Source organism: Micromonospora sp. NPDC005257 (genome assembly GCF_042872445.1).
In the GTDB taxonomy this organism is placed as follows: Bacteria; Actinomycetota; Actinomycetes; order Mycobacteriales; family Micromonosporaceae; genus Micromonospora.
In genome coordinates this window covers 23,324-50,301 of the sequence record NZ_JBIAKL010000020.1, presented here as the reverse complement: position 1 = coordinate 50,301, position 26,978 = coordinate 23,324, and the positions used below count along the sequence as shown (strand labels likewise).

General features: G+C 72.2%; 17 protein-coding genes and 1 pseudogene. 7 read left to right on the top strand and 11 right to left on the bottom strand.

Features of this window, described 5'->3' with window-relative positions; all coding sequences use genetic code 11:
* Nucleotides 1-171: 171 nt before the first annotated feature.
* The 4 genes and pseudogenes from ACFYO8_RS28765 to ACFYO8_RS28750 form a co-directional block, all read right to left on the bottom strand.
* The gene (locus ACFYO8_RS28765) at nucleotides 172-438 is read right to left on the bottom strand and encodes a hypothetical protein (RefSeq protein WP_357707618.1); all 267 of its coding nucleotides are present in this window, start codon (nucleotides 436-438) and stop codon (nucleotides 172-174) included.
* A 122-nt stretch (nucleotides 439-560) separates the two neighbouring features.
* Nucleotides 561-4,052 (bottom strand): BREX-2 system adenine-specific DNA-methyltransferase PglX, encoded by a 3,492-nt coding sequence (gene pglX, locus ACFYO8_RS28760; RefSeq protein ID WP_357707616.1) that lies wholly within the window; start codon nucleotides 4,050-4,052, stop codon nucleotides 561-563.
* On the bottom strand, nucleotides 4,049-8,158 hold the full coding sequence (gene pglW / locus ACFYO8_RS28755) for a BREX system serine/threonine kinase PglW (protein ID WP_357707614.1): 4,110 nt from the start codon (nucleotides 8,156-8,158) through the stop codon (nucleotides 4,049-4,051). Before pglW ends, pglX begins: the two co-directional genes overlap by 4 nt.
* A gap of 344 nt (nucleotides 8,159-8,502) precedes the next feature.
* Nucleotides 8,503-8,646: pseudogene (locus ACFYO8_RS28750) on the bottom strand (hypothetical protein); the annotation flags it as partial.
* Between ACFYO8_RS28750 and ACFYO8_RS28745 the strand changes: the two are divergent.
* Nucleotides 8,634-9,838, top strand: a protein-coding gene (locus tag ACFYO8_RS28745; protein WP_387189103.1) for an IS3 family transposase whose coding sequence is annotated in 2 segments (ribosomal slippage) — nucleotides 8,634-8,868 and nucleotides 8,868-9,838 — 1,206 coding nt in all. Because the reading frame shifts where the segments join, the coding sequence is not laid out codon by codon here. The pseudogene ACFYO8_RS28750 and the gene ACFYO8_RS28745 sit on opposite strands and share 13 nt — an antisense overlap.
* Here ACFYO8_RS28745 and ACFYO8_RS28740 read toward each other — a convergent pair.
* Nucleotides 9,813-11,600 carry a DUF2075 domain-containing protein gene (locus ACFYO8_RS28740; RefSeq protein WP_357711683.1) on the bottom strand — a complete coding sequence of 596 codons (1,788 nt, stop codon included), beginning with the start codon at nucleotides 11,598-11,600 and terminating at the stop codon, nucleotides 9,813-9,815. The genes ACFYO8_RS28745 and ACFYO8_RS28740 overlap by 26 nt on opposite strands.
* An 85-nt stretch (nucleotides 11,601-11,685) precedes the next feature.
* On the opposite strand from ACFYO8_RS28740, the gene ACFYO8_RS28735 reads away from it, so the two are divergent.
* Nucleotides 11,686-12,408, top strand: coding sequence for a hypothetical protein (locus ACFYO8_RS28735; protein WP_387189056.1), 723 nt, complete (start codon nucleotides 11,686-11,688; stop codon nucleotides 12,406-12,408).
* A 116-nt stretch (nucleotides 12,409-12,524) separates the two neighbouring features.
* Here ACFYO8_RS28735 and ACFYO8_RS28730 read toward each other — a convergent pair whose 3' ends face one another.
* On the bottom strand, nucleotides 12,525-13,226 hold the full coding sequence (locus ACFYO8_RS28730) for a TetR/AcrR family transcriptional regulator C-terminal domain-containing protein (protein ID WP_355096751.1): 702 nt from the start codon (nucleotides 13,224-13,226) through the stop codon (nucleotides 12,525-12,527).
* An 84-nt stretch (nucleotides 13,227-13,310) separates the two neighbouring features.
* On the opposite strand from ACFYO8_RS28730, the gene ACFYO8_RS28725 reads away from it, so the two are divergent.
* Nucleotides 13,311-13,985, top strand: coding sequence for a DUF4386 domain-containing protein (locus ACFYO8_RS28725; protein ID WP_355096749.1), 675 nt, complete (start codon nucleotides 13,311-13,313; stop codon nucleotides 13,983-13,985).
* Here ACFYO8_RS28725 and ACFYO8_RS28720 read toward each other — a convergent pair.
* The 3 genes from ACFYO8_RS28720 to ACFYO8_RS28710 are packed head-to-tail and all read right to left on the bottom strand — an operon-like array spanning nucleotide 13,982 to nucleotide 18,539.
* Nucleotides 13,982-15,682: a SulP family inorganic anion transporter gene (locus tag ACFYO8_RS28720; protein ID WP_387187378.1), complete on the bottom strand. Its 1,701-nt coding sequence runs from the start codon at nucleotides 15,680-15,682 to the stop codon at nucleotides 13,982-13,984. The genes ACFYO8_RS28725 and ACFYO8_RS28720 overlap by 4 nt on opposite strands.
* On the bottom strand, nucleotides 15,679-16,017 hold the full coding sequence (locus ACFYO8_RS28715) for a helix-turn-helix transcriptional regulator (RefSeq protein ID WP_184682872.1): 339 nt from the start codon (nucleotides 16,015-16,017) through the stop codon (nucleotides 15,679-15,681). Before ACFYO8_RS28715 ends, ACFYO8_RS28720 begins: the two co-directional genes overlap by 4 nt.
* A 29-nt stretch (nucleotides 16,018-16,046) precedes the next feature.
* The gene (locus tag ACFYO8_RS28710) at nucleotides 16,047-18,539 is read right to left on the bottom strand and encodes a glycoside hydrolase family 2 protein (protein WP_355094414.1); all 2,493 of its coding nucleotides are present in this window, start codon (nucleotides 18,537-18,539) and stop codon (nucleotides 16,047-16,049) included.
* 262 nt (nucleotides 18,540-18,801) lie between these two features.
* Here ACFYO8_RS28710 and ACFYO8_RS28705 point away from each other — a divergent pair, with 262 nt between their 5' ends.
* Complete coding sequence (locus ACFYO8_RS28705) at nucleotides 18,802-19,827, top strand: LacI family DNA-binding transcriptional regulator (RefSeq protein WP_354865937.1); 1,026 nt, start codon at nucleotides 18,802-18,804, stop codon at nucleotides 19,825-19,827.
* A gap of 11 nt (nucleotides 19,828-19,838) precedes the next feature.
* Here ACFYO8_RS28705 and ACFYO8_RS28700 read toward each other — a convergent pair whose 3' ends face one another.
* The gene (locus ACFYO8_RS28700; RefSeq protein ID WP_387189113.1) at nucleotides 19,839-22,055 is read right to left on the bottom strand and encodes an EAL domain-containing protein; all 2,217 of its coding nucleotides are present in this window, start codon (nucleotides 22,053-22,055) and stop codon (nucleotides 19,839-19,841) included.
* 339 nt (nucleotides 22,056-22,394) lie between these two features.
* On the opposite strand from ACFYO8_RS28700, the gene ACFYO8_RS28695 reads away from it, so the two are divergent.
* Nucleotides 22,395-22,778, top strand: a complete 384-nt coding sequence (locus tag ACFYO8_RS28695; RefSeq protein ID WP_355094418.1) for a PH domain-containing protein — start codon at nucleotides 22,395-22,397, stop codon at nucleotides 22,776-22,778.
* 7 nt (nucleotides 22,779-22,785) lie between these two features.
* Here ACFYO8_RS28695 and ACFYO8_RS28690 read toward each other — a convergent pair whose 3' ends face one another.
* Nucleotides 22,786-23,712, bottom strand: a complete 927-nt coding sequence (locus ACFYO8_RS28690; RefSeq protein ID WP_355094420.1) for a 2-hydroxyacid dehydrogenase — start codon at nucleotides 23,710-23,712, stop codon at nucleotides 22,786-22,788.
* Between the two features lie 145 nt (nucleotides 23,713-23,857).
* Between ACFYO8_RS28690 and ACFYO8_RS28685 the strand changes: the two genes are divergently transcribed.
* Both ACFYO8_RS28685 and ACFYO8_RS28680 read left to right on the top strand, forming a co-directional pair.
* Entirely contained in the window at nucleotides 23,858-25,663 is a 1,806-nt protein-coding gene (locus ACFYO8_RS28685) for a GAF domain-containing SpoIIE family protein phosphatase (RefSeq protein WP_355094422.1), read from the top strand.
* An 87-nt stretch (nucleotides 25,664-25,750) separates the two neighbouring features.
* Nucleotides 25,751-26,926, top strand: coding sequence for a PQQ-dependent sugar dehydrogenase (locus tag ACFYO8_RS28680; protein WP_354865946.1), 1,176 nt, complete (start codon nucleotides 25,751-25,753; stop codon nucleotides 26,924-26,926).
* Nucleotides 26,927-26,978: the final 52 nt, after the last annotated feature.

Genomic DNA, 26,978 nt, shown 5'->3' with positions numbered 1-26,978 from the left:
ATCGATGGCTCCACGCCTGTTTCCACTGCCGCCCGACTCGCCGCCTTCGTCCGTGTCGCACCAATCAACCCTTACGCGTTGCTGAGATCACCTCAATCACTCGAGGATTTTAGCCAATGTCTCAGCGTGACTGAAGCAAGCGAGGTCCATGTTTCGCCGATTCTCTTCATCTCACTCGGCGTCAGAGAATCCGCCCACTTCATCGAGCTCCGCGCGGGACAGTCCTGTCAGAAGTGCGACAGAGCTTGCGACGGACCCATCTAGCTGACGAAGCGCATCAGTCACTGCGGATCGGATTTCCGTGCGGTGGTTCTCGATGTATTCACGCACTGCAGCATCTACGACATCCTTCTTAGAACGGCCGAGAAAGTGCGCTGCGTGCGAGATTAGCTGGTCAGTTTGCGTGTCCACCTTGATCGGCGTGGCGGCGGCAGCCATGACTCCCCTCCCGGTGGTCAGGTACCCGAGTACCAAAGTACCAGTGATCCGTACGCGTGGCATCCCTTACACGTCGGCGTCCCGAGGATCTCCCAAAAGGCTCGATCAGGCCGAAAAGTTCGCTACCGCTCATCCTTTCTGGCCAGAGCTTGGCGGTCCTTGCCGAGCTGGGCAACCTCGGCGTCGATGAGGTCGGTGAAGAACTGGGCTGGCGAGCCGGGGAAGTCGGGCCGCTCCTCGGTGTGCCACTGGTGCAGCCACGGCTCCAGCTCCGCGATGCCCGCCAGCAACGGCAGCAGGCGTTCCGCAGGCCACGCAGCCTGCAGCTTGCGATCCAAATAAACGGTCGCCAGCGCCTGGGCCTGGGCGAGGTGGTCCCACCCCGCCCAGCCGAGCAGTTCCGTACCGCCACCCTCGCGACCCGCCTTCGGGTACGAGATGAAGCGCTCCTTCGGCACGTCGAGCTTGCCGCGCGCCCGCCAGTAGGACGGCTTGGCGAAGTCTGCCGACGTGTACTTCGGCGGCACCTTGATGTCCACGTCCTCGCCCGCGTCCTCCAGCCGCTGCTGCGCCCAGGTCCGCTCCCACTGCGCGCGCTTTCGCAAGCCGGACGGCTTGTAGCGGTAGGCGGGCAGGAAGGGGACGTGCTCGTCCGCGACCAGCCTCGCCAGCGCCTTCGTCAGGTCGTAATCGTCGCGGCCGGTCCACAACTCCAGCACCGCGCGGAAGTCGCCGTCGTGGCGTACCCCGTCCGCGAGCTGCGCCACCGACTGCGGTATCGGCCGGTCGCCCCACAGCTCGGGTGCCTCCAACCGGTCGAGCAGCCAGTCTCGCAGCGCCTTGGCCTGCATGGCGTCCCAGCCTTGGGTGGCCCACCTCCGCTTGCACTCCGGCCGCTCGATCAATGCGATGTTCCGGTCGGACTCGATCGCCTCGATCCGCCGCTGCACCAGCGCCCGGTAGTCGTCCGGCCAGTGCGCCGGAAGCTCCGTGATCGGAGTCGACCCGTGCCGCGCGAACCACTGCGTCTCCACCTCACCGGCCGCCATCCGTCGCGCAAGCACGATCTCGAACGCCCGCTCCCCCAACGCGAGCCGCGGCGGCTCGGCGCAGGTCAGGTCGTCGTCACGCAGCCCGTAGAGCCGGTAGACCTCCCAGTCCAGCTCCTCCTGCAACGCGATCATCCGGGCCCGGGTCTCGTCGTAGTCGGTGTGCGCCGCCGCCAGTCGCTCCCGGGTCGGCACCCCGGACTCCGCAACCGCCGCTGGGGTCAGGCCGGCGAGCCGCTGCGCCAGCGAGTCGAGCAGCCGCGCCCGCTCCAACGGGTACGCCGAAGGCAGCGGAAACTCCTGAAGCTTCGTCCCGGTGAACTCGTAGCGATCGGACCATGACTCGGCGCTCACCCTTGCTCCATCAGCCCCTATTGGGTCCCCTCCCTTCGGGTAGCTGACCTGCTTGAGCCAGAAGCAGGCGGTGGAGCTGTTCAGCACCCCGAGCAGCCGCAGGTGGTCGTCCTCCGTCGCCCCCTCCGGCAACTTGATCACCGGCGCCGACCGGTTGAAGACCTTCCCACCCCGGTCCAGCACGAAGTGGTTATGCGTTGCCACAAAGGCAAAGACAACCGACAGTGGGGTTCGGTAGGCGGAAGCGGTGTGCTGGTGATAATCCCACCAGCGAAGTCCGGCATCAGCCATGCTGCCCTGAAACGTCCGCCTCGCGGCAAGCATGGAACGCCAAGGCCACAACTCGACCGCGAGCCCTGCCCCGTCCAGGGACGTGTCGTAGGGGTACCAGATCGTGTCCTCGGGAGAAGAGTCCCAGTCCCGCACGACCTCGCCGATCACTAGCGGACGCAGTGCTCGAGGGCTGGCGGCGGTTCGGAGCTTTCGACCTAGCGGTCGCATAAAGGCCTCATCAGCCCCGGCTCTGATGGCCCGTCCGACAGGCAGGTCGATGACGTTTGACATCTTGACCGTCCCCGCCTCGATGTCGGCGGTCAGGTCACCTGCCCCACCTCCGCTGAGGCTCCAGGGGTGACGAGCGAGCCTGTCGCGCGGCAGGTCGGTGACACTCACCCACTCGGAATGGACAGAAGGATCATCAACGCCTGCCCTGATCGCGGACCACACCAGCCCTGCAGCGGGATTTACCGGCTGGGCTGGTTCCCCTCGAACGCCCAGAACAGTAAGAACAGTCGAGGAAACCCCCCGGTCTCGGGGGCGGCCGATCAAGATGACGGTCGGCGTGCCGTGCCCAGGGATGTATGCGCCCGAAGTGTCGATGACCTCAGTCAGTTCGACTTTGGAAGCGAAGTAGTCCTCGACCAGCTTTTTGCCGAACTCACGCTTCATGAAGGCATTTCCGGTGATCTGGCCCACGTGGCCCGCCCCGTCGCCGTGCGCGTCACCTCGCCTGGCCAGATCAAAGAAGCGCTTGGCGAACGGCACCGTCAGCGCGTACTGCCGGTGACACACGTCGGGATAGGTGTCACGGTAGAGCTTGTTGCGGGCCGGATCCGCAACCGTGATGTACGGCGGGTTGCCGACCACCACCGTGTACTGCCCCTCGCGCAGATAGTCGGCGAGCAGGTCCGCGTCTTCGCTGACGTAGGCGAAGGCGTTCCGTCCCTCAAGCGCAGCCAGCAGATCGCCCTGCGCTCGGGACGAGCGCCCCCATTGCAGCAACGAATCACCGGTAGCCACTCTGACAGACCAGGAAGGAATTCGCTCCAGGGACGCCAGGCCGCACTCCTGCATCGCGGCGGTGAGCAGCCGGAACCGGGCGATCGCCACGGCGAACGGGTTGATGTCCACCCCGGTCACCTGGCCGAGCGCCCGCTCCACCAGCACTCGGATGTCGGTGGCGGGCTCGCGCTCCCGCCACTTGCGCACCAGCCGACCGAACGCGCCCAGCAGGAAGTGCCCCGATCCGCAGGTCGGGTCGATGACCGACGTCTCCGGTAGGCCGAACTCGCGCACCGCCGGCTCGAACGTGCGGTCGAGGATGAACTCCTCGACGAAATCCGGCGTCTGCAACAGGGCGTACGTCTTCTTGGCGTGCGTCGACAGATCCTGGTAGAGGTCGCCCAGGAAGCGGGTGTTGAGGTCGTCGACGCGCAGCGACACCAGACCCGGCCCTCGCCGGAAGAACTCCGACAGCTTCTCCGCCGCCGCGCCGGAGATGTCGAACCGCCACACCGGGTTGTGCTCGTCGAAGATCTTGCCGGTGGCGCGCAGCCCGCGCAGGTAGGTGAACGCCTCGCGCAACCAGTGCCGGTCGTTGTGCCGCGGGTTGTCGATCAGGTGCTGCTGGCGGTGCTGCATGGCCCGGCCGGCCGGCGCGACCGGCTCCGGGCCGCCGATCCAGAGCGGCTCGACCAGCTCGTTGTCCTCACAGAAGCGGACGAATACGCAGCCGAGCACCCAGGCCACCGCCGCCTGGTCCACGACGTCGTCCAGCCAGGTCTCGAATGTGCCCGCCGTACGCCGGGCCTCGGTCGCCTGGGCGTGTTCCTTGCGCAGCGACGACTCCAGCTCGGAGTCCGCGGCGACCTGCCCACGCAGGTTGTCGGTGAGCGCGGTGACCTGGGTCTGCAGCGCCTTCAGCGGAATCATCGGGGGGCGGTCCTCTCCAGAATGGGGGTGTCCCACTCGTCCGGCAGCCACAGCGACTGGCTGGCCGGCGAGGTGAGCGGAAGCTGCTGCCCGTCGAGCAGCAGCGGCTCGGTGCGGCGCACCGGCACCAGCAGCAACCGGGCGGCCGGACGGGGGCGGGTCGGGTCGGCCAACTCCTGGACCACCTGCAACTGCTGGTAGCGGGCCAGCGGCCCGGCCTCGGTGATCAGCACCGGGCGGTCGGTTTCGGCCAGCGCGGTCCGGATCGCCGGCATCACCTCGTGCTGGAAGAGCTCCACAAGAGAGCGGAAATCAGCGTCGGTCGGCGAGCCGGTGTCGGCGGCGACGATCGTCTCCCAAGGGAAGCCGAGCGCGCGGAACCGCTCCAGCATGACCGCCGTCACGTCGACCTCGGTGAGGTCGTAGCGGTCCAGCAGGGCCTGCCGGGCGCGGCCCGGCCGCCGGATCGACGTCAGCGCCACCAGAAAGCCGCGCCGGTCGATCACGTCGGCGAGACGGCGACGGGCCCGCGCGGCGGCGCCCGGCGCCAGGATCGGCCCGACTGTGCTGACCGAGCGGGTACCGGTCAGCGACGAGGTGCGGTCCGGCGGGACGTAACGGCCGGTGCTCGCGTCCCAGAACAGCGGGATCTCCCGCAGCAGTTCGTCCAGCTTCGGTCGTGGCGGTAGTTCCTGAGCACGCGGGAACCGGGCACGCACTCTGGCGCGTACCGTCTCGGGGTCGAGCTTCTGGCCCACGAGCGCGCCGGCGGCCAGGCGCAGCGCGCGCTCGGCGGCCATCCGCTCGGCCGGGTAGAGCTGGCCCTGCGCGTTGACCGCGGCCTCGCCGCCGCTGCCGGCGGCGGCGAGCTGAAGCAGCCGGGCCTCGCTCAACGGCGGCATACCGGCCGGGGGACGCTCCAGCGCCCGCAGTTCCTCCACGGCGCGACTCCGGCTCGGCAGTGGGTCCGCGCCGGCCAGCACCGCCGCCCGACGACCCAGGCGGGTGACGTATCCGAGCAGATCGTCGGCCGTGCGCTCGGTGGCGGGATCGTCCGGTTCGCGGCCGATGAGCACGGTGTCCCCACCGCGTAGCCGCTGCATCGCCAGCCGCGCGTCACCGCCCCGGGCCAGTTCCGTCTCGACAGCGGCGCGGACCAGGCCGATGGCCTGCGCGGTGCGCTTGGGCTCGGCGGTGTAGGAGCCACGGGTGACGTTCAGCGCCTCAGCGATCTCCTCGCTCGACGCCACCCCACCCCGCGCGTCCAGCAGCGCCACGATCTCGTCGCGGACCAGTCCGAGCGCCGGGTTGGGCAGCCAGTCGCGGGTAAGGATCCGGCGCGACAGGTTGGAGATCTGCGGCTGCTGTTTGCCGACCACCCGTGCCACATCCGCCTGGGACGGCCAGTGCAGGTAGTGACCGTCCTCGCCGGCGGCCTGACCGAGCAACACCTGAACCGCGGTGCGGTGCCAGGAGGTCCGGGCGGTCTCGGCAGGCAGCAGGGTGGCGCAGAGCGCCTCGACGTGCTGTGCGTCCGGCCGTCCGGGCACCGGCGGCTCGACGGTGGCGAGGAGCTCACGTAGCTCCCGGCTCCGGGCGAGGATCTCCTTGCGGGTGGCGTCCGGCACCCCCCGAGCCCGGGTCAGCGCGGAGGGCTCGGCGTCCAGCAACTCGCCGACGGTGCCGATGCCGAGGCGCTCCAGCGCCGACCGGGCGCGGGCGGTCAACTCGGCCGCCTCCAGCGACGAGGCTCGGCTCAACGGTGCGAGCCCGCCGGTGTCGCTGGCGAGGACCGCCGGTTCGGGAATCTCCCGGAACACCGCCCGCCACGCGTCGGTCATCTCGTCGAGGGTGTCGAACCGGTCTGCCGTGTCCCGGGCCAACGCCTTGGCGAAGTAGGCGACCAGACGGTCCGCGACCGAGGGATCGAAGGCCGCCGGATCGAGGGTGACTTCGTCGCTGATAGCGGCCGGGTTGGCGCCGTTGCCCCAGCGGGGCAGTGTCCCGGTGGCCATCTCGTAGAGCGTCACAGCGGCGGCGAACCGTTCGGCCGCGGCGTCGTAGCGCAGCCGGCGAGGCGGACCGAGGAACGGGTCCAGGTAGGCGGTGGTGCCGGCGGTGAGCTGGTCGGCGGGGACCGCCGCCAGCGAGAAGTCGAAGACGCACAGGTGGGGTTGCTTGTCCTTCGGACGAGGGCGGGACGCCAGGTTCGCCGGTTTGATGTCCCGGTGCCACACACCCTGCCCGTCCAGGAAGGCGACGATCTCCAGCAGGTCCCGGCCGTACCGTTCCAGCAGGTCCAGCGCCAGCCGACCACCGCGCAGGTCCTCGGCCAGAGTGCGCTCGCCGGCGTTCTCCAGCAGTAGCGCGGTCCGGCCGCCCACCTTGACCGGACCACGCACCAGCGCGGCAACTCGCGAGTCCCGCAGCTTGTCCACGGCGCGGGCCTCGGCGGCGAAGCGCTCCGCGTACTGCTCGTCCCTGGCGACCTTCAGCACCACCGGTCGCCGGTCCGGCCCGGCCTCTTCGGTCACCAGCAGGGCGACCGCCGTGGAGCCGCTGCCCAGCCGGCCGAGCACCGTCAACCCGCCGTCGAGCACGTCACCGCGGTGGGCGCGCAACGGATCCACCACCGGCTCCGGCTCCGGCGCGGTCAGCTCCTCCCAGACCAGCTCCAGGCCGGCGAGGAAGTCGGTGACCCGCCGCATCCGCGACCCCGGATCGCCTTTGGTGGCGTCGTAGACGATTTCGACGAGCGCCGTCGGCATGCCGTCGGCGACGGCGTCCAGCCGCAGGCCACCGCCGGCGACCGCCGCGACAAGTTCCTCCGCCGAAGCTGCCGGCTCCACGGCGGTGAAGATCCGGTACGCCAGCGCCCCGAGGGAGAACATGTCGAGCTGATGGCCCGGCAGGTCGTCCAGGGTTGCCGCCTCGGGTGCCTGGTAGCGCCGGACCGAGTCGTCGAAGAAGAGCTCCAGCGAGGCCGGGTCCGTGGGCGAGCCGAGGGAGGTCATCCGGGTGCCGGGCAGCCGCCCACCGGTCTGCCAGTCGGTGACCACCAGCGTGGGGCGGGCGCTGTCCGGGTCGCAGACGTAGACCGCCCGGGGGTTCAGCGAGCGGTGTGACAGCCGACGCGAGTGCGCGTGCCCCACGATCTCGGCGAGATCCTGCACCAGTTGCAGTCGCTGGGCCAGTTGGAGCCGGCCGTCTCGCTCGGCCAGCCACTGGTCGAGTCGCTGCCACTCGGGCCGGTGGTCGAAAACCACCGCCGGGCCCCAGGGGTGGTCCACCAGGTCCAGCGCGCGGGCGATACCCGGGTGGTGGATGCCCTGTAACAGCCGGAACTCACGTTCGGCGGCCCGCCGGATGGCCGGCACGTCCTCCTCCGCAGCGCGGCTGGTCAGATAGAACCGCACCCGTCGCAGCAGCGAGGTGTCCACTGTGTGGTCGGCGAGGAAGTCCTGCCAGCCGATGCCCTCGGCGAAGGGCCGCTGGTGCAGCATGAGTTGGTTGACCCGCCGCTCGGCCACCGATGGCCGAATCTTGGCACCGCGCACCAGCTCGACGATCTGGCGGCCACGTACCGCGTCGACGAGATGGCGGGAATCTGCCGGCGGCGCCAGCAGCATCTGCTTGAGACTCGGCAACTGGCTGTTGTTGTCGTCCAGGCCGTAGACGTGCTGACGCCCGATGTCGTCCAGCTCGCAGCGCATGTTGCGGGCGTGCAGGAATACCGCCGCGTGCACGAAGGGGATCCGGGCCCCGGGTGGAGCGTACTGGCGCATGACGCTGCGCAGCCGTTTGGCCTTGCGGTTGGTCAGGATCAGCGGGCTGTCCACGTGGGATCGGCCATGCCGCCACCGCTGGCCGTCGCCCGAGATCCGGCCCTGCCAGTGCTTGAGTTCGAGCACGTAGAGGCCACTGCGGGTGAGTACCAGGGCGTCGATCTCGTTGATGGAGCCGTCGGTGCCGACGAACTCGACGTTGGCCCAGACGTGATACGGCTCGGCGTCCGGCAGGTACGACGCCAACTCCCGCAGGCCGTCCTGTTCATGCAGGTAAGCAGTGGGGTTGATCTGTTGCCAGCGTGGTGAGTCCTCACGCATGATGCACCAGGCGAATCTGCGCAGTCATGACGGCCACTCCCCACGTATTCAACTGTGTTGGATCCGGTGCACGGTACCGGCCGCCGAACAGCGAAAAAGTCGAGAATCCGACACCTTTTCTCATCCTGCGCCGTGAGAGCCACCGGAGCCCGTACTCGAGGCGCGCAGATTCTGCCCGGACGACCGATCCGGTGCGGAGGAGGTTTCGTCGGCCGCACGCCCACCCGCTGTACACCGTCAGCCACGAGCGATCGCGGCACCTGCGCGGGAGGCACCAGCGAGGCCAGGAACCGCTGCGTCTCCGGGTCCGCCGAGTAGATCAGCGTCCCGCGCATGCCGCGGGTGAGCAGGACCTTGTACGTGTTACGGATGAGCCGATCTGCGTCCCGTGCCACGATTCCCCGCCGCCTGGGCTTCCCCCTGAGATGTGGACACCCTGAGACTGGATGTTGGTCCAGAGGAAGGGGTGTCCCCGTTGGGGCGTCCATCGAAGTACACGGAAGAGTTCCGGCGTGACGCGGTCGACCTGGTCCGTTCGTCGCAGCGGCCGATCAACCAGGTGGCTCGTGAGCTCGGGATGAGTCATGAGACGCTGCGGAACTGGGTCCGCGCCGCCGAACGCCGGACCGGGGCCGCTGCGACCGCCTCGGGTGGGGACGGGTTGTCGGTGGCGGACAAGGACGCCGAGATCGCCCGGCTGCGGCGTGAGGTGGCGGAGTTGCGGCAGGAGAAGGAGATCCTGCGCAAGGCAGCCGCCTATTTCGCCAAGGAGATGGATCGGTGACCAGCCGCTTCCGGTTCATCTCCACCCACCGCGCCGTGTTCGGCGTCAAGCGGCTGTGCCGGGTCCTGGCGGTCTCCCGCTCCGGGTTCTACCGCTGGAGCGCCAGCGAGCCGGCCCGGCAGGCACGCGCCGCCGCCGAGGACGCCCTCGCCGAGCAGATCAGCCGAGTGCACGCCGACTCCGGCGGCACCTACGGATCTCCTCGGGTGGCCGTCGAGCTGCACGAGCGGGGTGTGCGTGTCAACCGCAAGCGGGTCGAGCGGATCATGCGGCAACGCGACGTGGTGGGCCGGCACCTGCGCCGCCGCAAACGCACCACCATCCCGGATCCGACCGCTGCGCCGGTGCCGGACCTGATCGGCCGGGACTTCACCGCCGCCGCACCGGACCAGCGGTGGTGCGGCGACATCACCTACCTACGCGTCGGGACCGGCTGGCTCTACCTGGCCACGGTCATCGACATCGCCACCCGCCGGCTGATCGGCTGGTCGATCAACACCCACATGCGCGCGGAACTGGTCATCGACGCCCTCGACGCGGCTGTCGCCGCCCGCGGCGGCCGGGTCGACGGGGTGATCTTCCACAGCGACCGCGGAAGTCAATACGGCAGTAGCGACTTCGCCGACGCCTGCCGCCGCCACGGCGTGCGCCGCTCGATGGGGCGCATCGGCTCGTCGTACGACAACGCCCTGGCCGAGGCGTTCTTCGCCACCCTCAAACGCGAACTCGACGTCGACCACCGACAGTGGGCCACCGAGACCGACGCCCGCCGCGACGTGTTCCGCTGGATCGCCTTCTACAACCACCGACGCCGCCACTCCGCACTCGGCTACCTCAGCCCCACCAACTACGAACAGACCCTCGCACCGACTACGCTGCAACAGATCGCGGCATAACCCGGTGTCCACATCCCGGGGGGAACCTCAGCCGGTCGAAGATGGCACTGTCATGTGACTCTGACGGTTGACTGATCAGCCTGCCGTTCCGGAACACCAGATCGGGGCCGAGAATGACACCCGACCAGTCGTACTCGAAGCCTTGTGCCGTATAGATGCATCCCACCTGCTCGAAGCCGGCCCGCTCCATGGCCCAGAAGGAACTCGACGGAATGCCCCGGGGCGGGCGCTTACCGGCCGCGTTCCACGGCTTCGACCAAGATCCGATCCGAATGTGCGGGACGAGGTCTAGGCCGCGCGGCTTCTCCGTCCACGGCCAGCAGAAACCGGCCGAGATGCGCGCCGACGCCTGCCGGTTGTGGGTACGGCGTAGCAACGTCTCCATTTGACCCGGTGAGTCGGCAAGGGCGAGCCGGAAGGAGTCATCCCCGCTCCAGCGGTACGGACGACCTGCGGCAAGACCCAGCAGGTGGCACACCCATCGTTCGTAGCGTGGGCTGCCACCACAGCGAAACTGGGCCCCGAGATGAACGAAGTCGACCTCCAGGTCCAGCCGCTCCGCCGCATCACGGATCAGCGCAACGCTGCCCACCTCGTTAGGTCGCACCACCTGGTCGTCGTCGAGCAGGAAGACCGGCACCTTCGCCACTTCGATGAGTTCCCGAACCTGCGGCTTCCGCCCTCGGCGGTTGCCGCGAGAGGACTGGTCGCGGATCCGATGCGCCTCGTCGCAGATCAACACATCCAGGCTGTCTGCCGACTCATCCATGAAGTCCCTGAAGTAGTGGAACAACGGTGCGATGCGGCGGTCAGGGCTGTGCGGCTGGCTCCGGGCGTATTCCCGCAGGCTCTCCCGGAACGCCTTGGAGCCGGTCGCGTGGGCAACCGAACGGCCTTCCCGTGCCAGATCGGTGAGGAGCGTCAGCGCGATGGCGCTCTTGCCGCTGCCGGGCCCGCCCGCGACCAGCACCACCCGCTTCCGCCGGCCCTGGTCCGCCCAGCGCACGCCGCGCATGACCAGTTCGTATGCCGCGCGTTGCTCGTCGAGCAGGACAAGATGCCCTCGGCTGTCCAGTTCGTCCGCGCCGAAGGCGAGGAGTTGTCGACTGGGCTTCACTGTGGCCGTCAACAACGTTTGCGCGGCCGCCTCGTCCCGCCAGGGAGCGAACCGTCCGCTCAGATAGCGGCGCATCTCCCCGGTACGGTCCCTGGTGAACACCATCCGCCGGCGATTCCGGCCCTCATCGTCCTCGTCGGTCAGCGCCGGGATGTGCCCCTGCTCTGCGTTGTGCAGGTACGCCAGGCCGTGCACACGGTAAGGCGATTCGTCGAACATGGGCAGGAAGTCGGTCAGGTAGGAGCAGTAGTTCTCGACCTGCACCGCAGGATGCACCTGGGGCTCGGCCATGCCTGGCACCTTGACCAACTTCTCGACTTCGTCGTAGGTCGTCGCGGCGCTCCACTGTTTGAGTTCCACGACGAGATACGCCGGGCGTCGGGAGAGTGGCTCCATGCCAGCGAGGATGACGTCGGTTCGCCTGCTGCTGCGTGGCAATTGGCACTCCACGAGCACGTCGAGTTCCCCGAGGCCCGCGTCGACGAGTTGCGCGGACAGCGCTGGAAGGCTCTGCTGCCAGGACGAACGCTCACTGTCCGAGATCCGGAAGCCGCCCCCAGGCACGAAGATCTCGTGCGGTGGGGGCATGCCCCAAAGGGGAAGCCCGTCGATCCGCTGAACCGCCGCCACTTTAGCGACCTCCACCGGACAGGGGCCACCCATTCATCCGGCCAGATGCCGCATCCACTCGGTCACACGGCACGCCTCCTGGTCGGTAGGGTCCGGCGGCGTGGGGACGACGGTGAGCTACGCGCGACTGGTCCGGCCGGCGATCGACCGGGTCTACGTGGGCGCCCGCTGGGCAGCGCGCGCCCGGATGGAGGCGTTCTACGCCGAGCGGGGCTGCACACTCGGCGCGGAGAACAGCTTCTTCTCCGGCGTACTGGCCCGGCCGATGCCCGCCGAGGCGCTGGCCGACGGCCTGGTCTACACCTCCGGCAGCATGGATGAGGAGCTGACGCAGGGCATCGTCGTCCGGGACGGCGAGGGCGCCTGGCACCTCACCGACCTGGGCCGCGAGCTGACGCTGTTCGCGCAGCGGGCCACCGGCGAGGCCGCCGAGGAACTGTGGGCGATGCTGCCCGGGGTGCTGCCCGGCCTGGGCATCGTGCCCCGCCTCGCCGACCTCGCCGACCGGGTGCTGGCGCACGCGCAGGCCACCGGCGGGCCGGTGTTCCGGGCGATGTCCCCGCCGTACGAGCCGGAGGACGCCTCCCCGGCGCTGCTGCTCGTCACCCGGCTGGGCTCGCTGCGGCACCACCGCGCAGACGCCCACCGGGCCGCGTGGCGGGCCGCCGGGCTGACCGCCGACGAGATCCGGGCGCTGCCGGACGGACCGGAGCGCGCGGCGATCGAGGCGGACACCGACCGCCGCGACGAGCCGGCGTACGCGGTCCTCACCGAGGCCGAGCGGTGGGAGCTGCTGGCCGGCCTCGCCGCCCTGCCCAACTAGCGCCCGCCGCCCTGCCGACCAACGCTGTCGGGTGGAACGTCATGGGTGTCTACGGCACCGTTTGACACCCAGGGCGTTCCACTCACCGCCCTGGTACCCGCCCGAACCCGCCGGGGTCAGCGCGGCAGGTGACGTTCGAGGCCGTCGAAGAGCAGGTCGAGGGTGAACTCGAACTCGGTCTGAGAGTCGCACCAGCCGAGCGTCGGATCGGCCGCGTCGTGCGTCTCGGCGGCGACCATCGCGGCCAGGTGCGGCAGCCGTTCGGCCAGCGCCATCATCTCCGCTTCCGCGGCTGCGGCGTCGGCCGCCCCGCCCGCGTCCGGCCGGAACACCTCCTGCGCGAAGCCGAGCGCCATGCTGCCGAACGCGTGCAGCGCCCGGTGGGCGATCCGGTACGAGAAGCCGCCGTCGACGAGGGTGGCGAGAATGCCGTCGTAGTAGGCGTACACCCCGGCGGGGACGGTCGGGCGGGAGCTGAGCAGCGCGGGTGCCCACGGGTGCCGCAGCATGACCGCGCGCGCGGCGAGGAAGCGCAGCCGCAGCCGGGTTCGCCAGTCCCCGCCGGGCGCGTCCGACTCGGCCCGCTCGGCGGCTGCGGTGATCTCCGCGGCGACGGCGTCGACGAGGCCGTCGAGCAGTCCGGCCTTGCCGGGCAGGTGGTGGTAGAGCGACATGGCCTCGACGCCGAGTTCGGCGGCGAGTCGGCGCATCGTGAGCGCCGCCATCCCTTCGGCGTCGACAAGGGCGATCGCGCTGGCCAGCGCCCGCTCGCGGCTCAGCGGCTCCCGAGGCTTCCTCGCTCCCATCCGGCTCCCCATCTCCCCTTGACCTTACAACGTATGGTTGGCCTTACGGCGTAAGGCGACCAGCCACGGCACGTCGATCACCCTCAAGGAGCCGCCATGCACCAGCTGATCCGTACCGCCCGCGTGACCGGGCTGTTCTACCTCGGACTCGCCGTCACCGGCGCGCTGGGGTTCCTCACCGTCCGCCCGATGATCTTCGACGCGGACGACGCGGGCGCGACGCTCGCCAACCTGGTCGCCCACGAGTCGCTGGCACGCGTCGGCGTCGCCCTCGAACTGCTGGTCGTCCTCACCCAGGCGCTCACCGCGGTCTGGTTCCACCGCCTGTTCCGGACTGTCGACAGCACCGCCGCGGGCAGCATCGCCGCCTTCGGGCTCGTCAACGCCGTCGCGATCCTCGGCAGCGCGGCCGTGCTCGCGACGGCCCTGGGGGTGGCGACCGGCGGGCCGGGCGACGCCGGCACCGTCCAGCTTCTCTACCTGGTCAGCGGGAACCTGTGGGAGGTGGGCGGGCTCTTCTTCGGCCTGTGGCTGGTGCCGATGGGCTGGTGCGTGCTCCGGTCGGGCTGGCTGCCCCGCCCTCTCGGCTGGGTCCTCGTCGCCGGTGGCGTCGGCTACGTGCTCATGACATTCGTCGCGTACCTCGCCCCCGGCGCCGGCATCGCCGGTGACCTGCTGGTGGTGCCCGCCACCGTGGGCGAGGTGTGGATCCTCGGCTACCTGGTCGTCTTCGGCGTGCGCAGGCGGGCAATCGAAGGGACCGCAGCCTAGGCGGGGCTCGCGGCGAGGGCGACATCCCGGGCGTACCGGATCGCGGCCGGGGTGTCCGCGAACACCAGGCCCTCGCGGCGCAGCTCCTCGGCGACGCCGAGCGTGCTGAGCACCTGCTCGTGGCCCGGGGTGATGCCGGAGAGCAGCACCGTGATCCCCCGGCCGCGCAGCCGGGCGATGGCGTCGCCGAGCACCTGGGCGCCGGTGGCGTCGATGGTGGAGACGCGGGACATCCGCAGGATCACCACCCGCACGTCGGCCACCTCGGCCAGCTCCAGCAGGAAGGTGTGCGCGGCGGCGAAGAACAGCGGCCCGTCCAGCCGGTACGCCACGATGTGCTCGGCGAGCAGCTCGTGCTCCTCGGCGCTGTGCTCGCCGGTGTCCAGCGGCACCTGTTCCAGCCTGGCGCTGCGGGCGACCGCGCGCAGCGCCAGCACGACCGCGACGGCGAGCCCGACGACCACCGCTGTCACCAGGTCCCAGATCACAGTGACGGCGAACGTCAGCACCAGCACCACCGCATCGGCCCGGGTGGCCCGCATCAGCGCCAGCAGGGAGGCCGCCTCCACCATCCGGACGGTGGTGGCGAGCAGCACCCCGGCCAGGGCGGCCAGCGGGATGCGGCCGACGAGCGGGGCGGCGGCGAGCACGATCGCGGCGAGGGCGACCGCGTGGGTGAGCGCGGCGAGCTTCGAGGACGCCCCGGCGCGGACGTTGACCGCCGTACGGGCGATGGCGGCGGTCGCCGGGATGCCGCCGAACACCGGGGAGGCGAGGTTGGCCAGGCCCTGGCCGAACAGTTCCCGGTCGGGGTCGTGCCGCTCGCCCACCGTCATGCCGTCCGCCACAGTGGCGGAGAGCAGACTCTCCAGGGCGGCGAGCGCGGCCACGGCGAGGGCGCTCGGCAGCAGCACGCCCACCGCGCCGAAGTCGAGGAAGGCCAGCGACGGCGCGGGCAGCCCTTGCGGCAGCTCGCCGATCCGGGCCAGGTCGATCGGGGCCAGCTCGGCGAGGATCGTGGCGGCGGCCACCCCGACCAGGGAGAACGGCACGGCGGGCCGCCACCGGCCGCCGAGCAGCATCAGCGCCGCCACGCCGAGCGCCACCGCGATCGCGGTGGGCCGGGGATGCGCGGCGAACCGGGCGACCGCGTCGGCGGCCACCGCCCACACCTTCTCGCCGTGTGCCCCGGCGACGCCGAGCGCGGCCGGCACCTGTTGCAGCGCGATGACGACGGCGATGCCGGCGGTGAAGCCCTCGATCACCGGAGTCGGCAGGTAGCGGACGTACCGGCCGAGGCGGGCCAGGGCGAGCGCGATCAGGATCAGCCCGGCCAGCGCGCCCACCATCAGCACGCCACCGGCGCCGAACTGCTGCACCACCGGCACCAGCACGACGGTCATGGCCCCGGTGGGGCCGGAGACCTGGAGGTTGGAGCCGCCGAAGATCGCCGCGACGGCCCCGGCGACCACGGCGGTGACCAGGCCGGCCTGAGCGCCGAGCCCGGAGGTGACGCCGAAGGCGAGCGCCAGGGGCAGCGCCACCACGGCGACCGTGAGGCCGGCGAGCAGGTCGCGCCGGGGCGAGCGGCGCACGGCCGCCCAGTCGGCCCGGCCGGGCAGCAGCCCGCCGAACAGCCGGCCCGCCTGCCGCACGACCTCGGCGGCGCGAAGGCGACCGGCCGCCGCCGTGCTCACCGGTCCGCCCCGGAGGCCCGCAGCTCGTCCAGCAGGGCGTCCCGGTCGGTGAGGACCGCGCCGAGAATGCGCCGCCCGGCGGCGAGCAGATCGGCCACGTCGGGGGTGCTGAGCGCGTACATGACCAGGGGGCCGTCCCGGTAGGAGGTGACCATGCCGGCGCGGCGCAGCACGGCGAGCTGCTGGGAGAGGTTCGACGCTTCCACGTCGATGGCGGCGAGCAGGTCGCGTACCGGCTTCGGCCCGTCCTGGAGCAGTTCGAGCACCCGGATGCGGACCGGGTGCCCGAGGGTCCGGAACAGCTCCGCCTTCGCCTGGTACAGCGGCACCGACATGACTCAACCCTCCGACGACTCTGAAGACTTTAGCACTTGCAGAAGTCTTCAAATCGACGGAGATGGGCGTCGCCTCGGGTGAGGTCGTTGACGCAGCGCAGCACCGGTCGGGAGGTGAGCGCGGCGGCGTCGAGCGGGCGGGTGGCGCGCACGGTGAACGTCACGCTCTCCCCCGGCAGCAGCGTCACCAGCGCCCGGTCCACCTGCGCGGCCGGGTCGAGGCGGTCCGCGAACAGCGTCAGGTCGCGCAGCACCGTCCGCGCGGTCACCCGCACCCGCAGGCCGCCGTCAACCGGCTCGACACTCGCGTCCCACTCCGCCGCCGGCCACCGCACGTCGCGGTCCTCGGCGAAGAACCACAGCGCCCGCTCCGCGCCGTCCCCGGCGTCCGCGACGAGCAGTTCGGCGCGGCCGTCGTCCGGCCGCGCCACCTCCGCCGGCAGCGCCAGCACCACCGAGGAGTACGCCGGGACGTCGAGGTCGACCGAGGTCTTCGCCCTCGGCTCCCCGGTGACTGTCAGCCGGGTGACGGTGGCCGGACCGGTCCACGCGTCGGCCGTCTCGTTCACCGCGACCAGCGCCGGCCCACCGTCGCGCGGCTGCACGGTGAGCAGCCGGTCGGCGTAGGCGCGGCGCAGCGCGTACCACAGGGGTTTGCGGCGGCCGTCGCCGTCGATCGCCGACCAGGAGGTGACCGGCCAGCAGTCGTTCAGCTGCCACACGACGGTGCCGGCGCAGACCGGGCGGTGCGAGCGGAAGTGCTCCACGCCGAGTTGGATGGCGCGGGCCTGGTTGAGCTGGGTGAGGTAGTGCCAGTCGTCGAAGTCGGCGGGCGGCGGCAGGTGGGCGTCGAGCCCGCGCCGGAGTTTGCGGTCCCCGTCGGCGGCCTTCTGGTGGTGCGCCATGCCGGGCGAGTCGTGCGCGAGCGGGTCGTCCGAGAGGGCCCGGCGCAGCGTCGCGTACGCGGGCGGCGCCTGGTAGCCGAACTCGGCCACGAAACGGGGCACGTAGTCCCGGTAGCGCGTGTAGTCGTCGGTGTTCCACACGTCCCAGATGTGCGTGGTGCCGTGCGCCGGGTCGTTGGGGTGGAGCTCCTCGCTGCCGGACCACGGGCTGCCCGGCCAGTACGGCACCGTCGGATCCAGCTCGCCGACGATCGCCGGGAGCAGCTCCAGGTAGTAGCCGCGTCCCCAGGTGCGCCCGGCCAGGGGCTCCTGCCAGTCCCAGTCGTGCCAGCCCCAGATGTTCTCGTTGTTGCCGGTCCACAGCACCAGCGAGGGGTGCCCGGCCAGCCGGGTCACCTGCTCCCGTGCCTCCGCCTCGACCTCGGTGCGGAACGGCTCCTCCTCCGGGTACGCGGCGCAGGCGAACAGGAAGTCCTGCTGCACCAGCAACCCCGACTCGTCGGCCAGGTCGTAGAAGTCGTCCGACTCGTACCGGCCGCCGCCCCAGACGCGCAGCAGGTTGACGTGCGCGCCGGCCGCCTGCGCGAACCGCTGGGCCAGGCGCTCCCGGGTGACCCGGTCGGGAAACGCGTCGTCGGGGATCCAGTTGACGCCCCTGACGAACACCGGCACGTCGTTGACGTGCAGTGCGAACGGGGTGCCGTGGGCGTCGGGCGTGGTGTCCAGCCGTACCGAGCGGAACCCGATCCGCCGGGACGCGGCGTCCAGCTCCCGGCCGTCGGCGCCGTGCAGGCTCACGTCGAGGTCGTACCGCGGCTGGTCGCCGTACCCGATGGGCCACCACAGCGCGGGGTCCGCGACGGTGACCGTCACGACGGCGGGCCGCTCCCCCGCCGGTACGGCGATCTCGGCCGCGACCCCGGCGACGGCGGCGCGGACGGTCAGCGGCTCGTCGCCGGCCCGTTCGACCTCGACGTGCAGCTCGACCCGGCCGACGCCGTCGACCACCGTGACCAGCGGCCGGACCGACGCGAACCGGGCGGTCGACCAGGCGTGCAGGCCGATGTCGCGCCAGATGCCGGCGGTGACGAGCGTCGGTCCCCAGTCCCAGCCGAAGTTGCAGGCGGTCTTGCGGATGAACTGGAACGGCTCCTGGTACGCGTTGGGCCGGTCGCCGAGCCGCTCCCGGTGCGCCTCGGCGTACCGGTAGGGGGAGTCGAAGCGTACGGCGAGGGTGTTGCCGTCCGGGCGCAGCAGCGCGCGGACGTCGAAGCGGTACGAGCGGTGCTGGTTCTCGGTGCGGCCGACCTCGACGCCGTTGAGCGTCACTGTGGCGACCGTGTCCAGGCCGGCGCAGACCAGGTCGACCCGCTCGTCGTCGCCGGGCCGCCAGGAGAATGCGGTCTGGTAGACCCAGTCGGTGCGGCCGATCCAGGTGAGGCGGTTCTCGTTGTCGTCCCGGTACGGGTCGGGGATGAGCCCGGCCGCGAGCAGGTCGGTGTGCACGCAGCCGGGCACCGTCGCCGGCACCGCCACCCCGGCGATCTCCGGCGGCGCCGCCGGACCGGGCACGGCCCGCAGCGTCCACCCCTCGTGCAGCAGCGTTCGACGGCTCACGACTTCACCGCGCCTACCATGATTCCGCGGACGACTGAACCGGATAAGTGAAGCCACCGTACGGTTCTCATTCATGACTGTCAACGGGCGTCCGGTGATCGGCGCTCCAGGCTGAACCGCGCAAGCGGCGAGCGCCGGAGAGCCATCCACTGCCACCGCCGACGGCACCCCGGCCCGGCGCGGCGTGCAGTAGCGTCACCAGAGGCCGGTGATCCGGCGGCCGAGCGCCCGCGAGGGCCGGACACAGTGGAGGAACGCTTCGGTGAAGCGGCCGACCATCGCCGACGTCGCCCGGCGCGCCGGGGTCTCCAAGGGCGCGGTGTCGTACGCGCTCAACGGCCAGCCCGGTGTCTCCGAGGCGACCCGGCAGCGGATCCTCGCCATCGCCACCGAGATCGGTTTCCGCCCGAGCAGCGCCGCCCGCGCGCTGTCGGGCGCCACCGCCAAGGCGGTCGGGCTGGCGCTGTGCCGGCCCGCGCGGATACTCGGCATCGAGCCGTTCTTCATGGAGCTGATCAGCGGCGTCGAGGCCGAACTGTCGGCCCGCTCGTACGCGCTGACGCTCCAGGTGGTCAGCGACCAGGACGCCGAGATCGCGGTCTACCGGCGGTGGTGGGCCGAACGCCGGGTGGACGGCGTGCTCGTCTGCGACCTGCGCACCGACGACCGGCGCGTGCCGGCGCTGGAGGAACTGCGACTGCCGGCCGTGGTGATCGGCGGGCCCGGGCACACCGGCGGCCTGGCCAGCGTCTGGGCCGACGACGCGGCGGCTCTGGCCGAGACGGTGGAGTACCTGGTCGCGCTCGGCCACCGGCGCATCGCCCGGGTGGGCGGGCTGCCCTCGCTGCTGCACACCGAGATCCGCACCGAGGCGTTCACGGACGTGTGCCGGCGGCTCGGGCTCAACGAGGCGACCACCGTCTCGTCCGACTACACCGGAGAGGAGGGCGCGCGGGCCACCCGCCGGCTGCTCAGCTCCCCCGGCCGGCCGACCGCGGTGATCTACGACAACGACGTGATGGCGATCGCCGGACTCTCCGTGGCGCAGGAGATGGGCCTGACCGTGCCCGGCGACCTGTCCATCGTGGCCTGGGACGACTCGCCGCTCTGCCGGCTGGTGCACCCGCCACTCACCGCGCTGGGCCGGGACATCCCGGCGTACGGTGCGCACGCCGCCCGGCGGCTCCTCGCAGTCATCGCGGGTGAGCCGGCCGCCGTCGTGCAGGACGAGACGGCGCACCTGACGCCGCGCGGCAGCACCGCCCCGCCGCGGCCGACGAGCCGCTGAACCGATTCAGTTCAGCGGGTGGTGGACGGGTACTCCTCGAACCACGCCTCGACCCGCTCGGCGGTCGCCGGGCGGGCCAGCGCGAACCCCTGGCCGTACCGGCAGCCGGCCCGCCGCGCGCCGGCCACCTGCCCCTCCGACTCCAGCTCCTCCACCACCAGCTCCACGCCGAGGCGGTCGGCCAGGTTCGCCACCACGTCGATCAGCGGACGTCGCCCGTCCCCGCCCGCACCGACCAGGTGCGGCCCCACCTTGAGCATGTCGATCGGCAGCCGGCGGAGCTGAGCGAGCGAGGCGTGCTCGGCCCGGAAGTCGTCGAGCGCGATCCGCACGCCGATCGACCGCAGACCGGCCAGCCGGGGCACCACGGTGGACAACTCGGCGCCCACCACCGGCTCGGACACCTCCACCACCAGCCGGTCCGGCACCACGTCGTACGCGGCCAGCGCGGTGGCGGTACGCGCCACGAAGTCCGGCGCGACCAGCTCCCGCGGCGTCACGTTCACCGCCATCCACAACTCGCGACCGCCCTCCGACCACGCCGCGAGCTGGCGGCAGGCCCGGTCCAGCACCCACCGCCCGATCTCGCCGGTCAGATCGAGATCGGCCGCCACCGGGAGCAGCTCGGCCGGCAGCACGGTGCCCAGCGCCGGGCTGCGCCAGCGCAGAAACGCCTCGGTGCCCACCGGCATCCGGTCCGCCAGCGCCACCACCGGCTGGTAGACCAGGTCCAGCTCACCGCGCGCCACCGCGCCGGGTAGCTCCCGCTCGAGGTCCAGGCGGCGGACCAGTTGCTCCTCCAGGTAGGCGTCGTACCACTCGACCCGGTCCCGGCCGAGCTGCACCGCCCGGCGGCGGGCCAGGTCCGCCTGGCGCAGCACGTCCTCCGGATCGCCGCCGCTGGTCTCGGCCAGCCCGACGCTCACCCCCAGCCGGACGACCCCGCCGGGCCGGGGGTACGGCTCGGCCAACGCCGCCAGCAGCCGCAGGCCGAGCGCGTACGCGAGCACCGGACCGAGGTCGGTGAGGACCGCGTACTCGGTGTCGCCGAGCCGGGCGACCAGATCGTCCGGCTCGGCGCCCGCCCGCAGCCGGCGTACGGCCTCGGTGAGCACCGGCCCGCCCGTACCGTGCAGGTCGACGACGAGCAGGGCGCCGCCGCTGCGGTGCGCCATCGTCCGGACCAGATCGGCACGTGTCAGCAGCACGGGCCCGGCCGTCCCGGCGGCCGGGCCGAGCCGGCGCCGCAACCACGCCTCGCGGGCCGCGAACCGCTGCACCCGGCGGCGCTGGTCGGCGGCGGCGAGCAGCTCACCCACCATGATCGGCGGGATGACGGCCAGCCCCAGAGCCATCGCGCCGGTGCTGAACTCCCCGGCCGCACCCAGGTGGATCCCGGCGGCCAGCGCGGCGACCCCGGCCGGCGCGGTGAGGCGGGGCCACGCGGCCGGCGCCACGTCCCGGTCCGGCCGTTCACCGCCTGAGGTACGCCGGACGCCGGCCGCTGTGAGCAGCGCTCCGGCCACCAGCGGCGCCGCGACGATCGGCAGCGCCCGGTCCGGCGCGTCGTACGCGAGCAGCACCACGAGTAGCGTCAGCCCGCCGAGCGTCAGCGCGGCTCCGGCGTGGCAGCAGGCGGAGCCCGGCCGGCGGCGGCGTTCGGCGAGCGCCGCCACCGCCAGGACGGCGAGCACCACCGCGCCGACCGGCGCGGCGACCCCGGCGACGGCCGGCACCGGACCGCCGGGCAGCAGCATCCAGCCCGCGAAGACCAGGCTGACGCCGAGCGCGAGCACGTCGACGGTACGGCGCACCAGCTCCGGACCGGACAGCCGGGACCGACCGGGCAGGCGCAGTAGGGCCGTCACGTGCAGCGGACCGGTGAGGCAGAGCCCGGCCAGTGCGATCGGCAGCCGATGCGCGGGGTCGCTCAGCGGCAGCACCGCGACGGTGAGCCCGGCGACCAGGACGGCGGCGTCCAGGATCGCGGCGACCCGGCGCGACAGCGCGGCCCGGCGAGCCCGCCGCCCGGTCACCGGGGCGAGCGCCGTCGCGCCGTGCGTCACGGCGAGGTCCGGCGCTTCGTCTGCCGGGGCGGCTCCGGCCAGCCAGGCGAGCCGGACACAGGCGAGGGCGAAGCCTCCGGCGACGGCGAGCGCGGCGGCTGCCGGACCGGGCAGGGCACCGGCGACGCCGGCCAGGAGAAAGGCCGCGCCGGCGAGCGACACGGCGACATCGGGCAGGGCTGTCCGCAGGCGCAGGACGGCGGGAGGGGGGACGGGCACGGCGGTCGCCTTCGTGAGGGGGCACGGGGCGGTGCGGTTGCGGTACGCGGTACGACGTGCGGTGTCGGGCGGGCGAGGACGCATCGGCGGGGACCACTGCGGCCACGCCTAGAAACGATCCCGGAAGCACCCGGTGACGTCACCGCACCAGTGACATCCATCACATCAATAGTCACGCCAGCTCCCCGAGCCCGCGACGCTCTCTCCAAGATCACCGGCCGGAGGTCGGGGAGAGAGACGCCCGCGGGGCGGCGTGGGCTGGCCGGATGGGATCATCGGGGGGTGAGCCGCGCCGATACCGTCCGTTTCCGTCACAACCAGGCCATCCTGGTCGCCGCGATCGTCGCCACCATCGGCGCGCTGCCAGTGGCCAGTGCCCGCTGGTGGCTGCTCTGGGTGTTGCTCGTGCCGCTCGCCGTCGTGGTCTGGGCGTGGCGGGCCGGCACCGATGCCGACGCCCGCGAGCTGCGGCTGCGGGCGCTCGCCGGGCAGCGCCGGGTGCCGTGGAACCGGGTCGCCGAACTCGCCGGTGATCGCAGGGGAAGGGCCGTCGCCCGGCTCGACGACGGCGAGGTGGTGGTGCTGCCTGCGGTACGCGCCACCGAACTGCCCCGGCTGATCGCCGTCACCGGGCAGGAGCTACCGGACGCCGAAGGCGATCGGTAAGCAGAGTTCAGTAGCCGTCGACCACCCGGTTCGTCAGCTCCTCCCCGGCCGCGTACCGGCGCAACTGCTCACCCACCAGCCGGTACGCGCGGGGCAGCAGTCCGCGTACCGAGCCGGCGACGTGCGGGGTGAGCAGCACGTTCGGCAGCTCCCACAGGGGATGGTCGGCGGGCAGTGGCTCCGGGTCGGTGACGTCCATCGCCACGCGCAGGCGGCCCGAGGTCAGCTCGGCCACAAGCGCCGTCGTACTGGCCACCGGCCCACGGGCGGCGTTGACGAGCAGCGCGCCGTCCGGCATCGCGGCGAGGAAGCGCTCGTCGACCATGCCCCGGGTCTGTTCGGTCAGCGGCACCAGCAGCACCACCACGTCCGCCTCGGGCAGCAGCGCGGGCAGCTCGTCCACGCCGTGTACGCCCTGTTCGGGGCGCGGCGTACGGGCCACCAGCGTGAAGCTCACCTCGAACGGGGCGAGCCGGTCGCGTACCGCGGTGCCGATCGAGCCGGCACCGACGATCAGCACCCGCTTGCCGGCCAGCTCGTCGGTCGGAGCCACCTCGTCGTACGCCCACTCGCGCCGCGCCTGCGCGCGGGCCAGCGGCGCGAACCCGCGCAGCGAGGCGAGGATCGCGGCGACCACCCACTCGGCGGTGGGCGAGTCGTGCACGCCCCGGGCGTCGCAGAGCGTCACACCGTCGGGGATCCGGCCCACCCAGGCGTCCGCCCCGGCGGAGAGCAGTTGCACCACCTCGACGTCGGGCAGCTCGGCAAGGAGCGCGCCGGCGTCCGGGCCGGACAGGAACGGCGGCACCCAGAACCGCACCGCGGCCGGGGACGACGGAAGCCGCCGCGGGTCGTCCAGCACCTCCACGGTGACGCCGGGCGGCAGCTCGCCGAGCAGTCTGCGGCCCTCGGAGTGCGGGATCCATACCTTCACGACCGCCGACGATATCGGCCCCGGACCTCCCGGCGCGGCGTGACCCGTGACGAACACCGCGCCGGGAATGGAGTGGCGCCCCAGCGGGGTATAAGCGAGGACGGAATGCCGGTCGGGCGTTCCCGGTTGCTGAGGGCGGGTGGCGATGAGCGAGCACGGCCGGGGACGGGTGTCCGTGCCGATTCCGGCGCTCGCTGATCCCGACCGATTGCGCTCACTCGACGAGACCCGGCTCGACGCCGTACCGGACGAGGCCTTCGACAGGTTCGCGCGGCTGGTCGGCGACCTGCTGGACGTGCCCGTCGCGCTCGTCTCCCTGGTGGACGCCGACCGTCAGTTCTTCCCCGGCGCGACCGGGCTGCCGGAGCCGTGGGCGGCCCGCCGCGAGACGCCGCTGACCCACTCGTTCTGCCAGCACGTCGTCGACGTCGAGATGCCCCTGGTGCTGCCCGACGCCCGCCTCTCCCTCCAGGTGCCCCTCAACCTGGCCGTCGAGGACCTGGGCGTGGTGGCGTACGCGGGCATGCCGCTGACCGACCTGGACGGGCGGGTGCTCGGCTCGCTCTGCGCGATCGACAGCAAGCCCCGGGCCTGGACCGGGGAACAGTTGCGTACGCTCGCCGACCTGGCCGCCGCGTGCTCCTCCGAGCTGCAGCTGCGCATCGCGGTCCGGGGCGCCGAGGAGGCGCGCCGCCGCGCCGAGGAGGCGCACGACCGGCTCGCCATGCTGGCCGGGATGAGCGAGATGCTCGGCGGCACGCTCGACGTGGCCACCGCCGTCGACCGGCTCCGGCACGCGATGGTGCCGCTGCTCGCCGACTGGTGCCTGATCACGCTCGTGGACCCGGCCGGCCGGCCGCGAACTGTCACCGGCCTGCACCGGGACGCCGAGCGCGCGGCCGACCTGGCCCGTTTCGCCGAGCTGCTGACCACCGGGCTCAGCGCGGAGTCGCAGATCCGGTCGGTGCTGCGCACCGGGCGGCCGGTGGTGCGGGCCACGGCCGACCTGGACGACGTGGCGCGCGGCGCCACACGCCCGGAGCTGGTGCCGCTCGCCGACCGGCTCGGCGTCGGTTCACACCTGACCGTGCCGATCACCGCCGCCGGGGACCGGGTGATCGGGGCGGTCACGCTGGTCAACCGGCCCGCGCGGCGCGGTTTCGACGTCAGCGACCTGCGCACCGCGCAGGACATCGGGGTACGCGCCGGGCAGGCGGTCGGCAACAGCCGCCTCTACGGGGAGCAGCGCCACGTCGCCGAGGTGCTCCAGCACAGCATGCTGCCGAGCCTGCCGGCCGTGCCCGGGATGGAGCTGGCCGCCCGCTACCTGCCGGCCGCCGACCGGGTCGAGGTGGGCGGCGACTGGTACGACGCCTTCGTCCAGCCCGACGGCGAGGTGATCGCCGCGATCGGTGACGTCGCCGGGCACGACATCGAGGCGGCGGCCACCATGGGGCAGTTGCGCAACCTGGTGCGGGGCAACGCGTACGGCCGGGACGATCCGGTGGAGGACCTGGTGGCCCACCTCGACCGGGCCATGGGCGGGCTGCGGATGCCGACCGTCGCCACCGCCGTGCTGGCCCGGGTCCGCCCGGCCGCCGGCGGACTCCGCGTCTCCTGGTGCAACGCGGGACACCCGCCGCCGCTGCTGGTGCGCGCCGACGGCACGGTGTCGGTGGCGGAAGGTCGCGGACCGCTGCTCGGCCTGACCCGCCCGCCCCGGCGCACCGGCCGGACGCTGACGCTGGCCCCCGGCGACACGCTGCTGCTGCACACCGACGGGCTGATCGAGCGCCGGGACCAGCCGATCGACGAGGGGCAGGCCGAGCTGCTCGCCCACCTCGGCACCGCCGGGCCGGGCGTGCCTCTGGACCTGCTCTGCGACCGGCTGCTCGCCGCCGCGCACCGGCGCGAGGACGACGTCGCCCTGCTCGCGCTGCGGGCCGGCTGAACCGGCACTCCCCCGAACGGGCCGGGTGCGGGCCGCCGTCCACGCGACGCACCCGGTTCGCCGGTCCACCCGGCTAGGCTGGGGCGGGTGAGCCCGCGTCTTGCGTACCCCCGTGTCAGCCGCCTCCGGACGGCGCTGGCGGCGTCCTGCGCGGCGCTGCTGCTGGGCACCGCCGGCTGCGCCCTCGGCGAGCCCGAGCCGGACCCGGCCGGAGCACCGCCCAACCTGCCCACACCGTCGAGCACCGCGAGTTCCGGCGGGGCCGGCCAGCAGGCCGTCGCCACGGTGCTGGCCAAAGGACTGGAGGTGCCGTGGGGCATCGCGTTCCTGCCCGACGGCGGCGCGCTGGTGACCGAGCGGGACAAGGGGCGGATCCTCCAGGTCGGCCCGGGGTCCGGTCCGGAGGGCCTGACGGTGCGGCCGGTGCAGACGGTGCCGGACGTCGCCGCCGGTGGCGAGGGCGGCCTGCTGGGCATCGCGGTCTCCCCGGCGTACGAGCGGGACCGCACGGTATTCGTCTACTACACGGCCGAGAACGACAACCGGATCGCGAAGATGCAGCTCGGGCAGGCGCCGAAGCCGATCCTGACCGGCATCCCGAAGTCCGGCACGCACAACGGCGGCGGGCTGGGCTTCGGCCCGGACGGCCACCTCTACGCGAGCACCGGGGACGCCGGGCGCACCGAGAACGCCCAGGACGCCAAGAGCCTCGGCGGCAAGATCCTCCGGATCACCCCGGACGGCAAGCCGGCGCCGGGCAATCCCACCGCCGGGTCGCCGGTCTGGTCCACCGGCCACCGCAACGTCCAGGGCTTCGCCTGGACGCCGGACAAGAAGATGTACGCGGTGGAGTTCGGCCAGAACACCTGGGACGAGATCAACCAGATCAACAAGGGCGGCAACTACGGCTGGCCCCGGGTCGAGGGGCGCGGCGACGACAAGCGCTACGTGAACCCGATCACGCAGTGGCCCACCGCTGACGCGTCCTGCTCCGGCCTGGCGGCGGCGGACCGCGTGCTCGTCGCCGCCTGCCTGCGTGGCCAGCGGCTCTGGCTGGTGGAGCTGGCCGGCAACGGCACCGTCCTCGGTCAGCCACGCGACCTGCTCACCGGCCGGTACGGTCGGCTACGGGCCGTCGCGGCGGCGCCGGACGGCTCGCTGTGGGTGAGCACCTCGAACCGGGACGGCCGGGGTACGCCCACTGCCGAGGACGACCGCATCCTGCGACTCGTGTTCGCCGACGGGGGCGTCGGCCGGAGCTGATCCGGCCCGCCGGGTTTTGTCAAGATCGCTCAAGGGCAGGTCAGGATCTCAG

Excerpts from the sequence above, each read along its gene's own strand:
- ACFYO8_RS28765 (WP_357707618.1), bottom strand. The coding sequence starts at position 438 with ATGGCTGCCGCCGCCACGCCGATCAAGGTGGACACGCAAACTGACCAG.
- pglX (WP_357707616.1), bottom strand. The coding sequence starts at position 4,052 with ATGATTCCGCTGAAGGCGCTGCAGACCCAGGTCACCGCGCTCACCGAC.
- pglW (WP_357707614.1), bottom strand. The coding sequence starts at position 8,158 with ATGCGTGAGGACTCACCACGCTGGCAACAGATCAACCCCACTGCTTAC.
- ACFYO8_RS28730 (WP_355096751.1), bottom strand. The coding sequence starts at position 13,226 with ATGGGGAGCCGGATGGGAGCGAGGAAGCCTCGGGAGCCGCTGAGCCGC.
- ACFYO8_RS28725 (WP_355096749.1), top strand. The coding sequence starts at position 13,311 with ATGCACCAGCTGATCCGTACCGCCCGCGTGACCGGGCTGTTCTACCTC.
- ACFYO8_RS28715 (WP_184682872.1), bottom strand. The coding sequence starts at position 16,017 with ATGTCGGTGCCGCTGTACCAGGCGAAGGCGGAGCTGTTCCGGACCCTC.
- ACFYO8_RS28685 (WP_355094422.1), top strand. The coding sequence starts at position 23,858 with ATGAGCGAGCACGGCCGGGGACGGGTGTCCGTGCCGATTCCGGCGCTC.